Annotated in this window: 19 protein-coding genes and 1 riboswitch; of the genes, 13 read left to right on the top strand and 6 right to left on the bottom strand. The window is 65.6% G+C overall.

Annotated elements, in window-relative coordinates:
• The first annotated feature begins 197 nt into the window (after positions 1 to 197).
• Positions 198 to 299: riboswitch (guanidine-I (ykkC/yxkD leader) on the top strand.
• Positions 300 to 373: 74 nt separating this feature from the next.
• The 5 genes from QX124_RS17415 (at position 374) to QX124_RS17395 (ending at position 4,939) form a co-directional block, all read left to right on the top strand.
• Entirely contained in the window at positions 374 to 1,444 is a 1,071-nt protein-coding gene (locus tag QX124_RS17415) for a putative urea ABC transporter substrate-binding protein (RefSeq protein ID WP_315797802.1), read from the top strand.
• Between the two features lie 151 nt (positions 1,445 to 1,595).
• On the top strand, positions 1,596 to 2,417 hold the full coding sequence (locus QX124_RS17410; protein ID WP_315773704.1) for an ABC transporter permease: 822 nt from the start codon (positions 1,596 to 1,598) through the stop codon (positions 2,415 to 2,417).
• Entirely contained in the window at positions 2,417 to 3,190 is a 774-nt protein-coding gene (locus QX124_RS17405; RefSeq protein ID WP_315773702.1) for an ABC transporter ATP-binding protein, read from the top strand. Before QX124_RS17410 ends, QX124_RS17405 begins: the two co-directional genes overlap by 1 nt.
• 40 nt (positions 3,191 to 3,230) lie before the next feature.
• A complete protein-coding gene (locus QX124_RS17400; RefSeq protein ID WP_315797801.1) occupies positions 3,231 to 4,436 on the top strand; it encodes an agmatinase family protein in 1,206 nt (401 codons plus the stop codon).
• Positions 4,437 to 4,570: 134 nt separating this feature from the next.
• Positions 4,571 to 4,939: a hypothetical protein gene (locus tag QX124_RS17395; protein ID WP_315797833.1), complete on the top strand. Its 369-nt coding sequence runs from the start codon at positions 4,571 to 4,573 to the stop codon at positions 4,937 to 4,939.
• A gap of 12 nt (positions 4,940 to 4,951) precedes the next feature.
• Here QX124_RS17395 and QX124_RS17390 read toward each other — a convergent pair whose 3' ends face one another.
• The 3 genes from QX124_RS17390 to QX124_RS17380 all read right to left on the bottom strand — a co-directional run bounded on the left by QX124_RS17390 (position 4,952) and on the right by QX124_RS17380 (position 6,617).
• A complete protein-coding gene (locus QX124_RS17390; protein WP_315740526.1) occupies positions 4,952 to 5,206 on the bottom strand; it encodes a hypothetical protein in 255 nt (84 codons plus the stop codon).
• 4 nt (positions 5,207 to 5,210) lie between these two features.
• The gene (locus QX124_RS17385) at positions 5,211 to 5,564 is read right to left on the bottom strand and encodes a PilZ domain-containing protein (RefSeq protein WP_315773699.1); all 354 of its coding nucleotides are present in this window, start codon (positions 5,562 to 5,564) and stop codon (positions 5,211 to 5,213) included.
• A gap of 132 nt (positions 5,565 to 5,696) precedes the next feature.
• On the bottom strand, positions 5,697 to 6,617 hold the full coding sequence (locus QX124_RS17380; RefSeq protein WP_315797800.1) for a helix-turn-helix transcriptional regulator: 921 nt from the start codon (positions 6,615 to 6,617) through the stop codon (positions 5,697 to 5,699).
• Between the two features lie 127 nt (positions 6,618 to 6,744).
• Between QX124_RS17380 and QX124_RS17375 the strand changes: the two genes are divergently transcribed.
• The 4 genes from QX124_RS17375 (at position 6,745) to boxB (ending at position 12,755) form a co-directional block, all read left to right on the top strand.
• Positions 6,745 to 8,262, top strand: a complete 1,518-nt coding sequence (locus QX124_RS17375; protein ID WP_315797832.1) for a benzoate-CoA ligase family protein — start codon at positions 6,745 to 6,747, stop codon at positions 8,260 to 8,262.
• Between the two features lie 339 nt (positions 8,263 to 8,601).
• Positions 8,602 to 9,405, top strand: a complete 804-nt coding sequence (locus tag QX124_RS17370; protein ID WP_315797799.1) for an alpha/beta hydrolase — start codon at positions 8,602 to 8,604, stop codon at positions 9,403 to 9,405.
• A 95-nt stretch (positions 9,406 to 9,500) separates the two neighbouring features.
• Positions 9,501 to 11,189, top strand: a complete 1,689-nt coding sequence (gene boxC / locus QX124_RS17365) for a 2,3-epoxybenzoyl-CoA dihydrolase (RefSeq protein ID WP_315797798.1) — start codon at positions 9,501 to 9,503, stop codon at positions 11,187 to 11,189.
• 114 nt (positions 11,190 to 11,303) lie between these two features.
• Positions 11,304 to 12,755 carry a benzoyl-CoA 2,3-epoxidase subunit BoxB gene (gene boxB, locus QX124_RS17360; protein ID WP_315797797.1) on the top strand — a complete coding sequence of 484 codons (1,452 nt, stop codon included), beginning with the start codon at positions 11,304 to 11,306 and terminating at the stop codon, positions 12,753 to 12,755.
• 128 nt (positions 12,756 to 12,883) lie between these two features.
• Here boxB and QX124_RS17355 read toward each other — a convergent pair whose 3' ends face one another.
• Positions 12,884 to 13,693 (bottom strand): SDR family oxidoreductase, encoded by an 810-nt coding sequence (locus QX124_RS17355; protein ID WP_315717136.1) that lies wholly within the window; start codon positions 13,691 to 13,693, stop codon positions 12,884 to 12,886.
• A gap of 115 nt (positions 13,694 to 13,808) precedes the next feature.
• Entirely contained in the window at positions 13,809 to 14,867 is a 1,059-nt protein-coding gene (locus QX124_RS17350; protein ID WP_315797796.1) for a polysaccharide deacetylase family protein, read from the bottom strand.
• 164 nt (positions 14,868 to 15,031) lie between these two features.
• Between QX124_RS17350 and QX124_RS17345 the strand changes: the two genes are divergently transcribed.
• The 4 genes from QX124_RS17345 (at position 15,032) to QX124_RS17330 (ending at position 19,645) form a co-directional block, all read left to right on the top strand.
• A complete protein-coding gene (locus QX124_RS17345) occupies positions 15,032 to 16,426 on the top strand; it encodes an OmpA family protein (protein ID WP_315797795.1) in 1,395 nt (464 codons plus the stop codon).
• A gap of 4 nt (positions 16,427 to 16,430) precedes the next feature.
• The gene (locus QX124_RS17340) at positions 16,431 to 16,736 is read left to right on the top strand and encodes a hypothetical protein (protein ID WP_315740516.1); all 306 of its coding nucleotides are present in this window, start codon (positions 16,431 to 16,433) and stop codon (positions 16,734 to 16,736) included.
• Positions 16,737 to 17,253: 517 nt separating this feature from the next.
• A complete protein-coding gene (locus tag QX124_RS17335) occupies positions 17,254 to 18,309 on the top strand; it encodes a lysylphosphatidylglycerol synthase domain-containing protein (protein WP_315740515.1) in 1,056 nt (351 codons plus the stop codon).
• Between the two features lie 28 nt (positions 18,310 to 18,337).
• Positions 18,338 to 19,645, top strand: coding sequence for an ATP-binding protein (locus QX124_RS17330; protein WP_315797794.1), 1,308 nt, complete (start codon positions 18,338 to 18,340; stop codon positions 19,643 to 19,645).
• 121 nt (positions 19,646 to 19,766) lie between these two features.
• On the opposite strand, the gene QX124_RS17325 is transcribed toward QX124_RS17330, so the two are convergent.
• Positions 19,767 to 20,282: a GcrA family cell cycle regulator gene (locus tag QX124_RS17325; protein ID WP_315717142.1), complete on the bottom strand. Its 516-nt coding sequence runs from the start codon at positions 20,280 to 20,282 to the stop codon at positions 19,767 to 19,769.
• Positions 20,283 to 20,300 lie beyond the last annotated feature (18 nt).

Raw genomic sequence — 20,300 nt, 5'->3', positions numbered from 1 at the left:
GCGACTGACGTGCCTGCCTGATGATGTCGCCCCCGTGCACCAGACGGTTCATGCTGTCGTTGCATGACCGGCGTCGGCTGATGCGCCACATCGCCCAAGAAGAATTCTGAGTGCCTGATTTTTGAGCACAGCGTGCCGCCGGTTCCGTTGAATCGCAAGCATTTTTCCTGGCATGCGGATTGCTCCCCTTGTTGATCAGAGTTGGCAGCTAGGGTTCCGGTTCTCCATCGAGAATGCTGGTCCGAGAGCAGCCGCCAGGGGAGAGCCCTGGTGCACGGCGGGATAAAAACCCGGGAGACCTCAGTGGCCGCGCTTGGCAGGCACGAGGTTCTTCATGCCAGTCCGCGGTCAGAAAACCGATGAGGGACTGGACATGGGAAAAGCGCGAAATCTGTTTGTTGCACTGCTCGCTGCATCGACGCTGGCGACCGCATCGCTGTCGCCCGCGTCAGCTGAGAAGAAGAAGGAATTCAATATCGCCTGGACGATCTATGTCGGCTGGATGCCGTGGCCGTATGCGGCCGAGTCCGGCATCGTCAAGAAATGGGCCGACAAATACGGCATCTCGATCAAGATCACCCAGATCAACGACTACGTCGAGTCGATCAACCAGTACACCGCCGGCAAGTTCGACGGCGTCACCGTCACCAACATGGATGCGCTGACCATCCCCGCTGCCGGCGGCGTCGACACGTCGGCCATCATCATGGGCGACTATTCCAACGGCAATGACGGCGTGGTGCTGAAGAAGGGCAAGACGCTGGCGGACATCAAGGGCCAGAAGGTCAACCTCGTCGAGCTCTCGGTGTCGCATTATCTGCTGGCGCGCGGCCTCGAGACCGCGAAGCTCTCCGAGAAGAACATCAAGACCGTCAACACGTCGGATGCCGACATCGTCGCCGCCGCGAAGTCGCCGGACACGACGGCCGTGGTCACCTGGAATCCGCAACTGCTGGAGGTGAAGGCCGAGCCGGGTGCCACGCTGGTGTTCGATTCCAGCAAGATCCCCGGCGAGATCGAGGATCTTCTGGTCGTCAACAGCGCGACGCTCAAGGACAATCCGGAGCTCGGCAAGGCGCTGACCGGCATCTGGTACGAGACCATCGCGCTGATGAAGGACCAGAGCGAGAAGGGCAAGGCCGCGCGCGAGGCGATGGCCAAGCTGTCGGGCACCGATCTCGCCGGTTTCGAGACCCAGCTCAAGACCACGTTCATGTACTATGAGCCGAAGGACGCGCTCGCCTTCATGACCGGGCCGGAGCTGCCGAAGATCATGGATCTCGTGCGCACCTTCTGCTTCGATCACAATCTGCTTGGCGAGAAGGTGAAGTCGAAGGACGCGGTCGGCATCTCCACGCCAACGAAGGCGCTGGGCTCGGCCAGCAACGTGAAGCTGCGCTTCGATCCGACCTTCATGAAGATGGCGGCCGAAGGGAAGCTCTGACCGTGTTCCCGCCGGGCAACCAGTGTCTCCCCTCATCCTGAGGAGCTTGCGCGAGCGCAAGCGTCTCGAAGAATGACGCCCGGATCGGGGCCACATGGTTCGAGACGGCGCTGGCGCGCCTCCTTTCAATGAGGAATGACGGAGTCTGTCGATGCCGCGCGCCATGAACGTCGTTCCGAACCGGGGCAGCCGGCTGTTGCTGGCCCTGTTGCCGTTCCTGCTGATCGCGCTGATCTACGTGGTCGGATCGGCGCAGCGGCGCGCGGACAATCCCGACGACAAGCTGCTGCCGCCGGTCTCCGAGATGGTCGCGACCTCCAAGCGGCTCGCGACCGAGCCTGATCGCCGCTCCGGCGACTACGTGCTGTGGTCCGACACGGCGGCGAGCCTGCAGCGCCTCGCGCTCGGGCTCGGCATTTCCGCCGCAATCGGTCTCGTGCTCGGACTCGCCATAGGATTGCTGCCGGTGGCCGGCGCCGGCTTCGGCACGCTGGTCGCGGTGCTGTCGATGATCCCGCCGATGGCGGTGCTGCCGGTTCTGTTCATCGTGTTCGGTCTCGGCGAATTGTCCAAGGTGGTGCTGATCGTCATCGGCGTCACGCCGACACTGGTGCGCGATCTCTCACTCGAGGTGCAGGCCATGCCGCGCGAGCAGTTGATCAAGGCGCAAACGCTCGGCGGCTCGACCTGGCAGGTCGCGATCCGTGTCGTGTTGCCGCAGATCATGCCGCGCCTGATCAAGTGCCTGCGGCTGATGATCGGCCCGGCGTTCCTGTTCCTGATCTCGGCGGAGGCCATCGCCTCCGACGTCGGGCTCGGCTACCGCATCTTTCTGGTCAGGCGCTATCTGTCGATGGACGTGATCCTGCCCTATGTCGTCTGGATCACGCTGCTCGCCTATCTGTTCGACCTGGCCTTGGTGTGGATCGGCCGGCGCGCGTTCCCCTGGGCATATGACGGCGGAGCGCGCTGATGAGCACGCTCTCGTTCCGCAACGTCTGGGTCGAGTACGGCAACCAGGTCGTGCTCGAACGCATCAACCTCGAGATCGCCTCCGGCACCTTCCTGTCGATCGTCGGTCCTTCCGGCGCGGGCAAGAGCACCTTTCTGCGTCTGATCCTCGGCCAGGAGAAGCCGACGCAAGGCGCCGTGCTGCTCGACGGCCAGCCTTTCCCGGCCGAGCCGGGGCCGGACCGCGGCATCGTGTTCCAGCGCTACTCGGTGTTTCCGCATCTGACCGTGCTCGGCAACGTGCTGCTCGGCTATGAGCTCGCGGCGAGCCCGTTCACGGCGCGGCTGTTCGGGTCGGCGCGCAAGGAGGCGATGGAGAAGAGCCTCGCGCTGATCGAGGCCGTCGGCCTGGCCGAGCATCGCGACAAATATCCAAGCGCGTTGTCCGGCGGCATGCAGCAGCGCCTGGCGATCGCGCAGGCACTGGCGAAGCAGCCGCGCGTGCTGCTGCTCGATGAGCCCTTCGGCGCGCTCGATCCCGGCACCCGCGCCCAGATGCATTCGCTGATCAAGCCGCTGTGGCGCGAGCACAACATGACCATCGTGATGGTCACCCACGACATCAAGGAGGCGTTCGGCCTCGCCACGCGGCTGATCGCACTCGACCGGCCGCGCAAGGATCCGCAGGCGCCGGAGCGGTTCGGCGCGCGCATCACCTACGACCTCGATCTCACCCGCGACAGCGCCGTGCCCGTGCTCGGTTTCATCCGCGCCAGCGTGCAGGCGGCGCAATAGTCAGTTCAAGAAACGTCGAAAGAAACGAAGGAGAGTCTTCATGTCATTCCCATCCATGCGCCGGTCGCGCCGCGCCGGATTGCAGCCGCAGCGCCGGAGCATGCGGCGTCACCATCCGGACTTCGACAAGATGGCCACCCAAGGCTGGCAGGCGCTGGAGGCCGAGGGCAAGCTGCCGAGCAATGGTTGGCGCAAGGAGCGGCAATGGGCGCTCGACATGGGCCTGCCCGGTGCCGACAGCCTGACCGATCGCGACATCCCGACCTTTGCGCGCGGTGAGCTGCCGCATTTCGCCGGGATCAACACCTTCATGAAGGCGCCCTATGTCGAGAACGTCCGTGACGTCGCCAAATACGACGCCGCCGTGATCGGCATTCCCTTCGATTCCGGCACCACCTATCGCCCCGGCACCCGCTTCGGGCCGCAGGGCATCCGCCGCATCTCCGCGCTCTACACGCCCTACAACTACGAGCTCGGGGTCGACCTGCGCGAGCAGATGACCCTGTGCGATGCCGGCGACGTCTTCACCATTCCCGCCAACCTCGAAAAGAGCTTCGACCAGATCAGCCGCGGCGTCGCGCATGTGTTCTCGTCCGGAGCGCTGCCGATCATGCTCGGCGGCGACCATTCGATCGGCTTCCCCTGCGTGCGCGGCATCGCGCAGTGTACCGACAAGCGCATCGGCATCATTCATTTCGACCGCCACATCGACATCCAGGAGAAGGATCTCGACGAGCGCATGCACACCACGCCCTGGTACTGGGCGACCAATTTGCCGAACGTCTCGCCGACCAACCTGGTGCAGCTCGGCATCGGCGGCTGGCAGGTGCCGCGCGAGGGTGTCGAGGTCGCGCGCAAGCGCAACACCAACGTCCTCACCATCGCGGACATCGAGAAGATCGGTCTGGAGAAGACGGCGGAGATCGCGCTCGAGCTGGCCTGGAAGGATGCCGACGCGGTCTACATCTCGTTCGACGTTGACTCCATCGATTGCGGCTTCGTGCCCGGCACCGGCTGGCCCGAGCCCGGCGGCTTCCTGCCGCGCGAGGCGCTCAAGCTGCTCGGCCTCGTCGCCGCCGAGGGCCTATGCGGCCTCGAAGTGGTCGAGGTCTCGCCGCCCTATGACACCTCGGACATCACCGCGCTGATCGGCGTCCGCGTCGTCGTCGAGGCGCTGGGCTCGATGGTCGCCCATGGCAAGCTCGGCAGCCACAAGTCCATCATCAACAAGCCGGTCAGCTATTGAGGCCTGCGATGCGACATCACCACCACCACCACGGCGATCGCCACCATGATCATGGCCATCCGCATGATCACGACCATCATCATGACCATCCGCCGCACGGCCCCGGGCACAACCATCCGCACGGGCGCACACCGGTGCAGTGGCAGACGCCGCACCAGCCCGAGGGCGCCAAGCCGGCCGCCATCGTCGAGCCCGACCTCGACAAGGTCGAGGCCGCCTTCGTCGACGGCTTCATCGCCGCCCCCGATCCGACCAGCTTCCTGCGGCTGGCGCGCATCCCGTTCGAGATCCTGCGCGATGGCGCCAGCCTCAAGCTGCTGCGGGTGGAGATCGACGCGCTGACCGACGTCGGCAGCCTGACGCCGCATCTCGGCGGCGGCACCTTCCGCTACGATCCGCTGCCGTCGAACTTCATCTCACGCCGCCGCCGGCTGCGCTTTGTCTATTTCGACGGCACCGGCCTGTTGCCGCTGACCTATGCGGAGCTGCGGGAGATCGAGTGACCAGCTCAGAACTCAAGGCAGCGGCGTTCGCTTGAGCGCCGCTGCAAGCGCCTCGAAGCGACCGGTGACTTCCGGCAGCACGAATGCGCGCACGGTCGAGGCCGCGGCGACGCCGATCACCAGCACGATGACATATTGAGCGGCGAGCAGCAGCGTGACGCGCCGGAGCCAGTGCGATCGCGGGCGCTCGGCGGTGCGCGCCGCGACCGGCGGCGGCGCATCGGGGGCGATCAGCCAGTCGTCGTGCTCTTGCGAGGATTCGGACATTTGCTCAGTGCCCCGAGAGCAATTGCTCGAGGCGCGATTTGAGCTGCCTGTTGGCGCGCTCCTGCAGGCGCAAGGCGCGCGCCGTTTCGAGATCGATCACCTCGCCATCGTCGTGATGGAAGGCGAGGCCGGCGCCCGCGCCGTCGCGCCACACCATCTGCGCCGGTCGTGACCATCCGCGCCGTTCGATGCTGATCTCGACGCGGTCCGGCAGCAGCACGCTGCCCTCGAGCTCGACCTTGACGCCGCGGTGGTTGAAATTGCGCACGACGCAGGCCAGCGTCGAGCAGCCTGAATTGAAGGTCAGCACGCCGCCATAGTAGACGCGCTGGCGAGCCTCACGACGACGATTTTGCATCCCACGTCCTCCAATGACTTAACGATTGATTAATCAATCGGAGGGTGTGTGGCGAGTCTCGCCGGTATTGAAATGTGGGTGGTGGTTAATGCGTACCGGACGCTTGCGGCGCGGTCGAAGTCGCACGACGTCTCACGCCCGCGCGAACATCCGGGCGTCGCCCGTCAGCACCGGCTGCACGGCATCGCTCAGCCGCACAGCGGCTGCCTCGACCGACAGCCCCGCCGTATCGACCACCGCATTGGCCCTTGCGTACAGCGGCTCGCGGCTCGCCAGGATGTTGCGCAGCTCGGCCATCGCCGAGCGGTCGTCGGCCATCGGGCGCAGGTCACCTTGTTTGCGCACACGCCCCATGTGCTCCTCCGGCTCGGCCTTGAGCCAGATGGTGTAGAACGAGGTCAGGATCAGGTCGAAGGTGACCGGCTCGGAGACGATGCCGCCGCCGGTCGCCAGCACCATCGGCTCCTTGCGCGCGAGCAGTTGCACCAGGGCGGCCTGCTCCATCCGGCGAAAGCCTTCCTGGCCGTAGAGCGCGATGATCTCGGCAACCGAAAGCCCGTTCTGCCGCTCGATCTCCTTGTTCAGCTCGACGAAGCTCCAGCCGATCCGCTCCGCCAGCATCTTGCCCAGCGTCGACTTGCCGGCGCCGCGCAGGCCGATCAGCGCAATGCCTGAGAACGAACGCCGCAGCGGCGCCGATGCGCTGCCGGCAAGCAGCTCCTTGACCTCCGCGATCTGGCTCGGGCTCGCCTTCTTCAGGAGATCGCGAATGACCGGCCAGTCCGGCGATGGCTCGCCGCCGGGGATGATGTCGTCGAGCGGCGCGTTGATCGCATTGGCGATCCGGCGCAGCAGCACGATCGAGACATTGCCCTTGCCGCTTTCGAGCTGGGCGATGTAGCGCTCGGAAATCCCGGAGACCTCGGCCAGCACCTTGCGCGACATGCCGGCGAGCCCGCGCATCCGCCGCACCCGCTGGCCCAGCTGGTCGAGGAAATCGGTCTCGGCCGCGGACTGGCCGTCGTCGCGCGGGGCATCGCTGTGTGGCGTCATATCCCTATGGTACTCTTTTGACCAGGAAACATAATGCCGAGGAGGATTGACAGCAAGCGACGTTGATGGCCTTGTATGAATTATAATTCAAAAATCCGGGGAGAATGCCGTGAAGTCGTACAATGCGGTGTCGTGGTTGCTTGACCGCAATGTCGAGGCGGGTCGCGGCGACAAGCTCGCCTACACGGACACGGTCTCGGAGCTGACCTATCGCGGTCTGCAACAGCAGACCTGCCGCGTCGCCAACATGCTGCGCCGCCTTGGCGTCCGCCGCGAGGAGCGCGTGGCGATGATCATGCTCGACACGGTGGATTTCCCCGCGGTGTTTCTCGGCGCGATGCGCGCGGGCGTCGTCCCGGTGCCGCTCAACACGCTGCTGACCTCGGAACAATACGCCTATGTGCTCGCCGACTGCCGCGCCCGCGTGCTGTTCGTGTCCGAGGCGCTGTATCCCGTGGTGAAGGACATTGTCGGCCGGATGCCGGATCTCGATTGCGTCGTCGTGTCCGGCGCCAATGCCTTCGGCCACAAGCTGCTCACCGAGGAGCTCGCGCGCGAGAGCGATCAGTTCGACACGGTGGCGACCCACGAGGATGAGCCTGCGTTCTGGCTGTATTCATCCGGTTCGACCGGCATGCCCAAGGGCGTGCGCCATCTGCACGGCAATCTCGCCGCGACGGCCGAGACCTATGCCAGCCAAGTGCTCGGCATCCGCGAGAGCGATGTCTGTCTGTCAGCCGCAAAGCTGTTCTTCGCCTATGGCCTCGGCAATGCGCTGACCTTCCCGCTGTCGGTCGGCGCAACCACGATCCTCAACTCCGAGCGCCCGACGCCGGCGCTGATGTTCAAGCTCCTCAACCGCTACAATCCGACCATCTTCTACGGCGTGCCGACCTTGTTCGCCGCGATGCTGCACGATGAGTCGCTGCGCCATGAGAAGGCCGGCAGCGCTCTGCGCATCTGCACCTCGGCCGGGGAGGCGCTGCCGGAATCGGTCGGCAATGCCTGGAAGGCGCGGTTCGGCGTCGACATTCTCGATGGCGTCGGCTCGACCGAGCTGCTGCATATCTTCCTGTCCAACGCGCCCGGGGACATCAAATACGGCTCATCGGGGCGCCCTGTGCCGGGCTATCAGGTTCGTCTTGTCAACGAGGCCGGCCAGGACGTGCCGGACGGCGAGGTCGGCGAGATGCTGGTGCATGCACCGTCCGCCGGTGAGGGCTACTGGAATCAGCGCCACAAGACCCGCTCGACCTTCGAGGGCTATTGGACGCGCACCGGCGACAAATATGTCCGCGACGCCGATGGGCGCTACACCTTCTGCGGCCGCTCCGACGACATGTTCAAGGTCTCCGGCATCTGGGTGTCGCCGTTCGAGGTCGAGAGCGCCCTGATCACGCATCCCTCCGTGCTCGAAGCGGCCGTGGTGCCGGAAGCCGATCCGGAAGGCCTGTTGAAGCCCAAGGCCTATGTCGTGCTGCGCCCGAGCGTCGATCGCTCGACCCTGCACGAGGCACTGAAGGAACACGTCAAGCAGAAGATCGGCCCGTGGAAATATCCGCGCTGGATCGAGGTGGTGGACAGCCTGCCGAAAACCGCGACCGGCAAGATCCAGCGCTTCAAGCTGCGCGAGGGGGCACATTAGCTGTCATTGGCTGTCATTCCCGCGCGCGCCGCAGTCGCGAATCCGGAAGCTCGACGTGGGTGAGATCAAGCGACAGACAATCTCGAGATTCCGGATCGGCCCAGCTTCGCTGCGCCGTCCGGAATGTCGGGGCCGGGATATGTGCATGGTGACGCAACTCATCGCCGCGAACTCCGCTCGGCTCTCTCCCCCCTTGTGGGGGAGAGGTGGAGAGGGGGGTACCACGCGCGCCGGTGCGTGTGGCTTACCCCCCTCCCTAGCCCTCCCCCACAAGGGGGGAGGGAACGAGGGAGCGAGCTGCGGGAGCATTTTACATCACGTGCAGACGGAGCGGTCGCGATGGCGCTAGCTGCATCAGGCTTCCTCACCATCGACACCGCTCAACTCGAATATCGCTTGATCGGTCCGCAGCCATCCGACGCGCCATGCATCGTGCTGCTGCATGAGGGCCTCGGCTCGGTCGGCCTGTGGGGCGATTTTCCCGACAAGCTCCAACAAGCCACCGGCGCCTCCGTGTTCGCCTATTCGCGCGCCGGCTACGGCGCCTCAAGCCCGGTGACGCTGCCGCGGCCGCTCGACTACATGCAACGCGAGGCCCGCGATGTGCTGCCGAAGCTACTTGATGCGATCGGCTTCCAGCGCGGTCTCCTCGTCGGCCATTCCGATGGAGCCTCGATCGCGGCGATCTACGCCGGCGGCCGCGCCGATCATCGCCTCGACGGTGTCGTGCTGATCGCCCCGCACGTGATCGTCGAGGACGTCTCGGTCGCGTCGATCGCCGCTATCAAGACCATTTACGAAACCACGGAGCTGCGCGCCAAGCTCGGACGCTGGCACAAGGACGTCGACAACGCGTTCCATGGCTGGAACGGCGCCTGGCTCGATCCGGCATTCCGGGCCTGGGACATCACCGGCGACCTCGCCTACATCCGCGTCCCCGTCGCGGTGATCCAGGGCATCGACGACCAGTACGGTACCATCCGCCAGGTCGAGATCATCCAGGAGGAGTGCTACTGCCCGGTCGAGGTGACGATGCTTCCCAAGACCGGCCATTCCCCGCATCGCGAGTCGCCTGACGCCACCTTGCGGGTCATCGCCGAGTTCGCGGCCGCGACCTTGCCGGCCCCGGCATCACGAACATGAAACAAAGTGCATGTTTCGGCTTTTTGTCGTAGACGTTGGTCAAAACATGAATTATTGTGCATCTCAACGATAAGCACTCCAACGAAGGGTGACTCATGGCCGGGGAAGACCGCGTGCTCGCGGGAGGCAAGACGTTCATCGATTTTCAGACCGATCCCTCCCGCTACAAACATTGGAAGCTCTCGATCGACGGCGAGGTGGCGACGCTCGCCATGGACGTCGACGAGAATGGTGGCCTGTTCGAGGGCTACCAGCTCAAGCTCAATTCCTATGATCTCGGCGTCGACATCGAGCTTGCAGATGCCGTGCAGCGGCTGCGCTTCGAGCACCCGCAAGTGAAGGTCGTGGTGCTGCGCTCGGCCAAGCCGCGCGTGTTCTGCGCCGGCGCCAACATCCGCATGCTCGCGGGCGCCACCCATGCCCACAAGGTGAACTTCTGCAAGTTCACCAACGAGACCCGCAACGGCTTCGAGGATTCCAGCGAGAATTCCGGCCAGCGCTTCATTACCGTGGTGAACGGCACAGCGGCCGGCGGTGGCTATGAGCTCGCGCTCGCCACCGACCACATCATCCTCGCCGATGACGGATCGTCCTCGGTGTCGCTGCCGGAGGTTCCGCTGCTCGCCGTGCTGCCGGGCACCGGCGGCCTGACGCGCGTCGTCGACAAGCGCAAGGTGCGCCGCGATCGCGCCGATGCGTTCTGCACGACGGAAGAGGGCGTCAAGGGCAAGCGCGCCGTGCAGTGGCGACTGGTCGATGAGATCGCGCCGAACTCCAAGGTCGATGCCAAGGTGGCCGAGCGCGCCAAGGAGTTCGCGGCCGCCTCCAAGCGCAACGGCCGCGGCAAGGGCGTTGCGCTCACGCCGCTCAAGCGCGTGATCGATGCGTCAAGCGTACGCTACGGCTTCGTCAACGTCGACATCGATCGCGCCGCCCGCATCGCTACGATCACGATCTCGGCCCCCGAAACCGCGCCGCCCGCCGACATCGACGGCATGATCGCGCAGGGCGCATCGTTCTGGCCGCTGCAGGTTGCGCGCGAGCTGGATGATGCCATCCTGCATCTGCGCATCAACGAGCTCGGCATCGCCATGCTGGTGTTCAAGTCGCATGGCGACCGTGCCCAGGTGCTAGCCCATGACGCCTTCCTGGAGGCCAACAAGGCGCATTGGCTGGTCAACGAGATCCGTCACTATTGGAAGCGCGTTCTGAAGCGCATCGATGTCACGTCGCGGACGCTGGTGACCTTGGTTGAGCCCGGCTCCTGCTTTGCCGGCACACTCGCCGAGCTCGTGTTCGCCTCCGACCGCTCCTACATGCTGATCGGCACCATCCAGGGCGACAACCGTCCGGCGCCGGCGATCGAATTGTCGGCGATGAATTTCGGCCCCTATCCGATGAGTCACGGCCTGACGCGGCTGGAGTCGCGCTTCCTCGCGGATCCCAGCGATCTCGAGCGTGTCCGCGCGCAGACTGGCAAGCCGCTCGAGGCCGATGAGGCCGAGGAGCTGGGCCTCGTCACCTTCGCGCTCGACGACATCGACTGGGAGGACGAGATCCGCGTCTTCCTCGAGGAGCGCGCCAGCTTCTCGCCGGACAGCCTCACGGGTCTCGAAGCCAATCTGCGCTTCGCCGGCCCCGAGACGATGGAATCGAAGATCTTCGCCCGCCTCACCGCCTGGCAGAACTGGATCTTCCAGCGCCCCAACGCGGTCGGCGAGGAGGGCGCGCTCCGGCGCTACGGCACCGGCGAGCGGCCGCAATACGACATGACGCGAGTGTAAGGGGAGCGAATAGGGAGTGGCGAATAGCGAATAGGGAAGGATGTCTGGAACCCCTATTCGCTACTCGCCATTCGCTACTCGCCTCCAACAGATCAAAGCCCCCGGGAGGTCTCCATGAACATGAACATCATGAACGTCGATTACTCGACCAAGATTCCGAACAACGTGAATCTCGCCGAGGACCGCCAGGTCCTCAAGGCGCTGGAAGGCTGGCATCCCGGCTATGTCGACTGGTGGAATGACATGGGCCCCGAGGGCTTCCAGCAGTCGCTGGTTTATCTGCGCACGGCCTATTCGGTCGATCCGCGCGGCTGGGCCAAGTTCGACTACGTCAAGATGCCGGACTATCGCTGGGGCATTCTCCTTGCTCCGCAGGAAGAGGATCGCAAGATCCCGTTCGGCGAGCATTATGGCGAGCCGGCCTGGCAGGAGGTGCCCGGCGAATACCGCGCGCTGATGCGCCGCCTGATCGTGATCCAGGGCGACACCGAGCCGGCCTCGGTCGAGCAGCAGCGCCATCTCGGCAAGACCGCGCCGTCGCTCTACGACATGCGCAATCTGTTCCAGGTCAACGTCGAGGAGGGCCGTCACCTCTGGGCGATGGTCTATCTGCTGCAGAAATATTTCGGTCGCGACGGCCGCGAGGAGGCCGACGAGCTGCTGCGCCGCCGCTCGGGCGACGCGGATTCCCCGCGCATGCTCGGCGCCTTCAACGAGAAGACGCCGGATTGGCTGTCGTTCTTCATGTTCACCTACTTCACCGACCGCGACGGCAAGATGCAGCTGCACTCGCTCGCTCAGTCCGGCTTCGATCCGCTGTCGCGCACCTGCCGCTTCATGCTGACCGAGGAGGCGCATCACATGTTCGTCGGCGAGACCGGCGTCGGCCGCGTCATCCAGCGCACCGTCGAGGCGATGCGGGCCGCCAGGATAGATGATCCCACCGACATCGCCAAGGTCCGCGCGCTCGGCGTCATCGATCTGCCGACGATCCAGAAGAAGCTGAATCTGCACTACACGCTGTCGCTCGACCTGTTCGGCTCGGAGGTCTCGACCAACGCTGCGAACGCCTTCAATGCCGGCATCAAGGGCCGCTATCACGAGACCCAGATCCAGGACGATCACCAGCTCAAGAACGCGACCTATCCGGTGCTCAAGCTGGTCGACGGCGAGATCAAGCGGGTCGACGAGCCGGCGCTGACCGCGCTCAACATGCGCCTGCGCGACGACTACTCGCAGGACTGCGTCAAGGGCCTGTTGCGCTGGAACAAGATCATCAGCACCGCCGGCTACGACTTCCAGCTCAAGCTGCCGCATACCGCCTTCCACCGCGCCATCGGCGAGTTCAAGGACGTCCGTGCGACGCCCGACGGTATCCTGATCGACGAGGGGACCTGGGCCAAGCGCAAGAGCGACTGGCTGCCCTCGACCGATGACGGTGCCTACATCTCCTCACTGATGAAGCCGGTCACCGAGATCGGCGAGTACGCGTCGTGGATCGCGCCCCCGAAGGTCGGCATCGACAACAAGCCGGGTGACTTCGAGTACGTGAAGATCGAGACTTGATGAGAGGCGAATAGCGAGTTGCGAGTAGCGAATAGGGGAAGTAGCCTATTCGCTATTCGCTATTCGCTATTCGCTATTCGCTATTCGCTATTCGCTATTCGCTATTCGCTATTCGCTATTCGCCCTTCTCAGCTATCCCAGCCCGCGCCCGGAATCCCCGGGTTTGCGTAGACGATACCGCCATCGACCGCGATCGTATTCCCCACCACGTAGTCGCCCGCGCGCGAGGCGAGGAAGATCGCTGTGCCCGCCATGTCCTCGTCGGTGCCGATGCGCCCGGCGGGCACGCGCGAGGCGACCTCGTCGGCGTTGTCGCGCGCGGCCTTGTTCATGTCGGACTTGAACGGTCCGGGCGCGATCGCGGTCACCACGATGTGGTCCTTGATCAGCTTGGCCGCCATGCGCCGCGTCAGATGGATCAGGCCGGACTTGCTCGCCGCATAGGAATAGGTCTCGAGCGGGTTGACGAAGATGCCGTCGATCGAGGCGATGTTGATGACCTTTGCCGGCCGTTCGGCGCTGGCCGCCGCACGCAAGGGAGCTGCGAGCGCCTTGGTCAGGAAGAACGGCGTCTTGAGGTTGAGGTTCATCACCTTGTCCCAGCCGCTCTCCGGGAATTCGTCGAAGTCGGCGCCCCACGCCGCGCCGGCATTGTTGACGAGGATGTCGAGCTTGGGCTCGCGCTTCTTGATCTCGCCCGCGAGCGTCTCGATGCCGGCCATCGTCGAAATGTCGATCGGCAGCGCGACGCATTCGCCGCCATATTCCGTCGTCAGTGCCTTGGCGGTCGCCTCGCAGGGCCCGGCCTTGCGCGCGGTGATGTAGACCCTCGCCGCGCCATGCGCGAGCAGGCCGGATGCGATCATCTTGCCGATGCCGCGCGAGCCGCCGGTGACGAGCGCGATGCGTCCTTCGAGTGAGAACAAGTTCCTGAGCATGAAGCCTCCCTTTTCTTATGTCATGCGTGCTTGTGAGCGGGACGCGCCAGCACGTCAAGTGAGACGCAGTCGCACGAATTCGCCGCAATTCAATCGGGGGAACGTTATGGCGGGGCTATGCCGCGTCGATGCGGCGGAAGCCGTTCCACATCGCGGTGGCCGCGCCCGAGGTCAGCACCGGCAGCACGCGGGCGTCCTGGTAGTGGCCATTCAGCGAGACACGCGACAGGGCCGTGAGATGATCGGCGCTCCCGGCGAAGATCATGCCGGGGCGGGTGGTGACGGCGGTCTTGTAGCCGCTCGCGGCCGCCAGCACGAACTCGCGCTGGGAGGCGGCGGCGCGGTCGCCGTAGGGATAGGCCATGTGTAGCACCGGCCGCTGCAACTCGTTCTCGATCCGAGCACGGCTGTCGGTGATCTCGATGCGCGCCGTCTCCTCGGTCTGCTTGGCGAGATTGCAGTGACTGATCGAATGTGCGCCGATCGAGATCAATGGCTCAGTCGAAAGCGCCCGGAGCTCGTCCCAGGACAGGCAGAGCTCACGGCAGATCGAGGCCTCGTCGACGTCGTAGCGCGCGCACAGCGCGCTGATCTCACGCCGGACGTCGTGCTCGCCCGGCAGTGCGCGCAGCCAATCGTGCAGGCGCTGGAACGTCACGCATTTGGCTGCCGGCGTCGATGCATCGAGCTGCAGCGACAGCCCGCCGATCTCGATGTCGATCGTTTGCGCCTTCGCGACCAGCCGCTCCAGCGTCACCCACCAGAGCCGGCCCAGTCCCGATGCGAAATCGCTCGTCACATAGATGGTGAACGGCGCATCGAACTCGCGCATGACAGGCAGCGCGAAGTCGCGGTTGTCGCGATAGCCGTCGTCGAAGGTGAAGCAGGCGAAGCGGCGCGAGAAGTCCTTCGCCACCAGCCGGCTGTGCAACTCGTCGAGGGTGATGATCTCGATGTCGTGGTCGCGCAGGTGCGACAACATTTCGCGCAGGAAATCCGGCGTGACCTCGAGGTGACGATTGGGCTGGAAATCGGCGTCGTGGTGCGGCCGCACATGATGCAGCGTATAGATCGCTCCCACGCCCGAGAAGATCGGGCGCAGCCAGACATGCGCGCCGCTCAGATACAGCGCTTCCAGGCCGGCACGGATAAAGGTTTTGCGAAATCGCCTCATCTGAAATATGCGGCCCGGTGAGTGTCGGGACAAGGTTACCGACGAATGATTGAAGAAAGCCTTAGCCTGCGGTCGCAACGTACCGTGCGGCGCGCCTCATTTCCGGTTTGACAGGCATGCAAGGGTTTGTTTTCTCTCTGCTTCCTCGATGCGACGGATGACGAATGCGTGGACTTTTCAGGTGGAGCGGGAAATGGTGGCCTGGCGTCCTCCCGCTGATCGTGCTTTGGGGCCTCGCGGCCTGGACCAGCACCGTTCCCCTGGAGAATGATCTCGCCGGCCGCAGTTCGGCCGTCCTGAAGGGGGCCGTGCTCGACAGGACGAGCATCACGGTGGATGGCCGCGATGTCTCGCTGCGCGCCAATGCATTTTCTGAGGCTGGACGCCGCGATGCGGTCGCTGCGGTGGACGGCGTGGCCGGCGTGCGGCTCGTCAACGACGAGACGCGGCTGGTCCCCGAGGCCAAGCCCTTCGTCTGGTCGGCCGAACGCGACGTCGTCCGGGTGACACTGGGCGGCAATGCGCCGTTGCCCGCCTTGAAGGGCAGGCTGATGGACGCGACGCGGGCGGCGCTGCCAGGCGTGGAGGTCGCGGACCAGATGGGCCTGGCGCGCGGCGCGCCAACGCGCTTCGAGGATGCGGCGCTGCTGCTGATCGGCCAGATCGGCAGGCTGAAGGACGGCAAGTTCACGATCTCCGATGGCGAGGTCGCATTGTCCGGCATGGCACGCGAGCTCGGCGGCCGCGAGGCGATCGCAGCTGCGCTCGGCAAGCTGCCGGACGGCTTCAAGGTCGCCAGCAACGACGTCAAGGCGCCGCCCTACATCTTCCAGGCCTACAAGGACCCGGTCGCGGTCACCGTGACGCTCGCCGGCAACGTTCCCGACGAGAACATCCACGCCGTCGTCGTCGGCTCTTCATCGCGAAAATTCTTCAGCGAGAAGGTCGTGGACAATCTCAAGAACAGCATCGGTGCGCCCACCAACTTCGTGAATGCGGTGGTGCCGGCGCTGGGCGCCTTGTCGCGGCTGTCGACCGGCACGCTGGTGGTGTCCGACCGCGACATCAAGATCTCCGGCGACGCGCTCTATGACGCCGCCGCCGCCCAGATCCGGACCGGGCTCGCCAAGGATGTCCCGCAGGGCTGGCAGGTGAAGGCCGACATCACGGTGAAGCCGGCAGCCGCCCCGGTCGATCCCACGGTGTGCCAGCAGCTGTTCTCGGACCTGCTCGGCAAGGCGAAGATCCGATTCGAGACCAGCCGCAGCGACCTCGACAGGGATTCCACCGGTCTGCTCGACCGCCTCGTCGAGATCGCGTTCCGCTGCCCCTCCGCCAATGTCGAGATCATCGGCCACACCGATGCCGATGGCGACCCCGCGGCCAATCAGGTGCTGTCGCAGAAGCGCGCCCAGGCCGTGGTCGATTATCTGGTCAAGGCCGGACTGCCGGCCGACCGCTTCACCCCGATCGGCTATGGCAGCACCCAGCCGGTCGTCTCCAACGACACCGCCGACGGCCGGGCACAGAACCGCCGCATCGAATTCGTGGTGAGGTAACGTCATGGCCTATCTCGTTGCCTTTCACTGGGGCTGGCTGGCCGGCGCCTTCGCCATCGGGCTGGCGATGGGCTGGGTCGCCGTGGTGCATCGCGCCCCGCGCGTGTCGGGCTGGCTGACCTGGCTGCTGGCGGTGCTGGCCGCCGGCCTGGTCGCGGCGGCCGTGGCTTGCCTGATCCCCGGACGGGCCGGCTACTGGCTCGAGCTGCTGCTGATCATGTTCGTGCCCTACCTCGTCGGCTGCGCCATCGGCACGTGGCTGCGGGCGCTGGTGGTGATCCGCAGCATGCGGACGAAATCGGCGGCCTGAAGCGGCCGCCCGGCGGTCTGCGCCCGACGCCACCTGCCAAGACTGCTGCCAAGACTGCGGCGGCGCGCGCCGCCGTCCGCGTGCCCGGGTCATCGCAACTGCGAGACACGAAGGTTTGACGAGGTGCGACCCTGTCAAACGCGCAGCCGGCGCTTATCGTTGAACGATGACGACCCGCCCAGCCCTGGGGCCCCCCGGAAAGCCCGGAGATGCGCGTTCCTCACCGAAGTTTAACCTGGGCTTTGCAGGCTGGCCGGGAGCGTGCGCCGACGCTCCGTCCTGCATGATGGCTTGCCTGATGTCTTTGCCTGATGTCTTGCCTCATGTGCGGCAAAACGGTGCATCGCATTTCCGTAAAGCCTGCTAAGTATATCCATGTGTACGCTTTTGTTCGCACGCTCCGTGTTCCCCAATGCGTCGAAACGCGCTACGAGGGCGTTGTATGCGCACATGACGCTGCGGCCTCCGGGGCGCGGCGTCCCCGGCCGTCGTGATCGGATCACGGTGAGAGGTGTAGATGCTTGAAGCCATACGCAGAGCGGCCACGTTCCTGCGCGAGAAGCAAGTCCTGCACAAGCTCGGCGTGCTGATCAGCATCGCTGTGATCGCGGTCGCCTGCTACGTCCTCTACCACATGCTGCGCGGCATCGACACCTACGAGGTGCTCGAGGCGATCAAGAGCACGGAGCCGCATCAGATCGCGCTCGCCGCGCTGTTCGTTGCCGCCGGCTATTTCACGCTGACCTTCTACGACCTGTTCGCGGTGCGCGCGATCGGCCACGACCACGTGCCCTACCGCGTCAATGCGCTGGCCGCCTTCACCAGCTATTCGATCGGCCACAATGTCGGCGCCAGCGTCTTCACCGGCGGTGCCGTGCGCTACCGCGTCTATTCGGCCCATGGGCTGAACGCCATCGACGTCGCCAAGATCTGCTTCCTCGCCGGCCTGACGTTCTGGCTCGGCAATGCCGCCGTGCTCGGGCTCGGCATCAGCTATCATCCGGAGGCGGCGGCCTCGATCGACCAGCTGCCGCCCTGGGCCAACCGCATGGCGGCGATCGCGATCCTGGTCGGTCTGTTGGGGTATGTCGCCTGGGTGTGGACCAAGCCGCGCGTGGTCGGCCGCGGGCCGTGGACCGTGGTGTTGCCGAGCGGCCCGCTGACCCTGCTGCAGATCGCGATCGGCATCATCGACCTCGGCTTCTGCGCGCTCGCGATGTATGTGCTGGTGCCGGACGAGCCCAATCTCGGCTTCGTCGTCGTGGCCGTGATCTTCGTCTCGGCGACCTTGCTCGGCTTCGCCAGCCATTCCCCCGGCGGGCTCGGCGTGTTCGACGCCGCGATGCTGGTCGGGCTGTGGCAGATGGACCGCGAGGAGCTGCTGGCCGGAATGCTGTTGTTCCGGATGCTGTATTATTTGGCGCCGTTCCTCATTTCTGTAATCTTGCTGACGTTTCGCGAGGTTATCATCAGCACGCGGTCGAAGCGGCTGCGGCAGGCCGCGCTCAGCCTCGATCCGGGCCCCCCGCCCGAAGCCGCTTTTGTGAGGAAGCGCAGCGATTCCGGTGCCTGACGCCAGCTCAAGGGAACAGTAGGACGAGATGGCTCTCGACGCTCCCTCCGACACGGCGCTCTCGATCTTCACCCCCTGGCCGGACCGGCTGCGCCATTCTGCGATCATTCTGCTGGCTGCGGCGCTCGCGCTTGCCGGGCTCGTGCTGCTGGACGAGCTGCTGCCGCTGCGGGCCCTGGCGGTATTCCTGTGTATCGCCGCCGCAGCCCTGGTGCCGTGGCGGCTGCATGGCGCGGTCGCCAAGCGGGAGGAGGAGCGCCACGCCAACCCGGTCGAGGCGCCGGCCGTGAGCGCGGTGGTCGAAGGCATCCCCGATCCCGCCGTGCTGCTCGATCGCGCCGGCCGCGTCATCCACCTCAACGCCGCCGCCGCGCAGCTCGCGCCTGCCTTGCGCAAGGGCGAACTCGCCCAATTCGCGCTGCGCACGCCGGAGATCATCACCGCGCTGCGCGAGGCGATCGCCACCACCGAGATCCGCCGCGCCACCTATCACGATCACGTTCCGGTCGATCGCTGGATGGAGCTGATCATCACGCCGGTGCCGGTGCCGACGGCGTTCGGCGGCACCGACAAATGCATGCTGATGACGTTCCACGATCTGACCCCGCTGCGCCGGGTCGAGGAGATGCGCGCCGATTTCGTCGCCAATGCCAGCCACGAGCTGCGCACGCCGCTGGCGGCGCTCTCGGGCTTCATCGACACGCTGCAGGGGCCGGCCAAGGACGATCCGAAGGCGCGCGAGCGCTTCCTCGGCATCATGCACATCCAGGCGACGCGCATGGCGCGGCTGATCGACGATCTCCTGTCGCTGTCGCGGGTCGAGCTGTCGGCGCATGTCCAGCCCCACGCCATGGTCGACGTCGTCCCCATCATCCGCCAGGTCACCGACGGGCTGGAGTCGCTGGCGCGCGAGCGCCAGGTGGTGATCGAGACCAACCTGCCGGAGGCGCCGGTGACGATCGCCGGCGACCGCGAGGAGCTGCTGCGCGTGTTCGAGAACCTGATCGAGAACGCGCTGAAATACGGCGCCTCGGGCGGCCGCGTGATCGTCTCGCTGGAGCAGGCCGTCTCCGCCGAGAACGCGCCGGAGATCCGGGTCAAGGTGCGCGATTTCGGCCCCGGCATCGCGCCCGAGCATCTGCCGCGGCTGACCGAGCGCTTCTATCGCGTCGATGTCGGCGACAGCCGCGCGCAGGGTGGCACCGGGCTCGGCCTCTCTCTGGTGAAGCACATCCTCAACCGCCATCGCGGCCGGCTTCTGATCGAGAGCGTGCCGCGCAACGGCGCCGCCTTCACGGCCTGCTTTCCGCAGTCCAGGCCCGCAGCACGCGCCTGACGGGCGGGCGCATCTTGCGGCCCGGCGCAGGCCGGGCGCACGTCATCGATCGTTGTGAACAGAGGCCGGACATCGCGAGGCGATGCGGAGCACCTCATCGCCCGCCGTGGTCGCCGGCCGCTCAGCGCGTGGTCGACTTCGCCGGCTGGCGGCGGCGGTCGGCCGCGGGCTGATAGGCGACGCGCGAATGCTGCGCACAATAGGGCAGGCCGGAAAGCGCCTTGCCGCCGCAGAAGAAGAAATCCGCGCTCGAGGGATCGCCGACCGGCCAGTGGCAGGTCGCCTCGTTGAGCTCCAGCAGCGACAGCCGCTGGTTCATCGGCACGACGTTGTCGAATGCAACCGGATCGGGCTCCGCCTCAACCTCGAAAACCTGCGCGAGCGCTGTGTTGCCGCGCGCCACCGGGCGCGCCACCCGCATCATCGGCTGTGCCGGGCGGGCCGCCTTGCGCTGGCGCGGTGCCGCGGTGGCCGGGCTCTTGGCGCGGCCGGACAGGCCCAGCCGGTGCACCTTGCCAATCACGGCGTTGCGCGTCACGTTTCCGAGTTCCGCGGCGATCTGGCTGGCCGACAGTCCGGCTTCCCAGAGTTTTTTCAGTTGCTCGACGCGATCGTCGGACCAGGTCAATACGGTCATCGAACCTTTCCCTTCGCG

The sequence above is a fragment of the Bradyrhizobium sp. SZCCHNRI3043 genome (genome assembly GCF_032377735.1).
In the GTDB taxonomy this organism is placed as follows: domain Bacteria; phylum Pseudomonadota; class Alphaproteobacteria; order Rhizobiales; family Xanthobacteraceae; genus Bradyrhizobium.
This window is presented reverse-complemented; position numbering and strand designations above follow the sequence as displayed.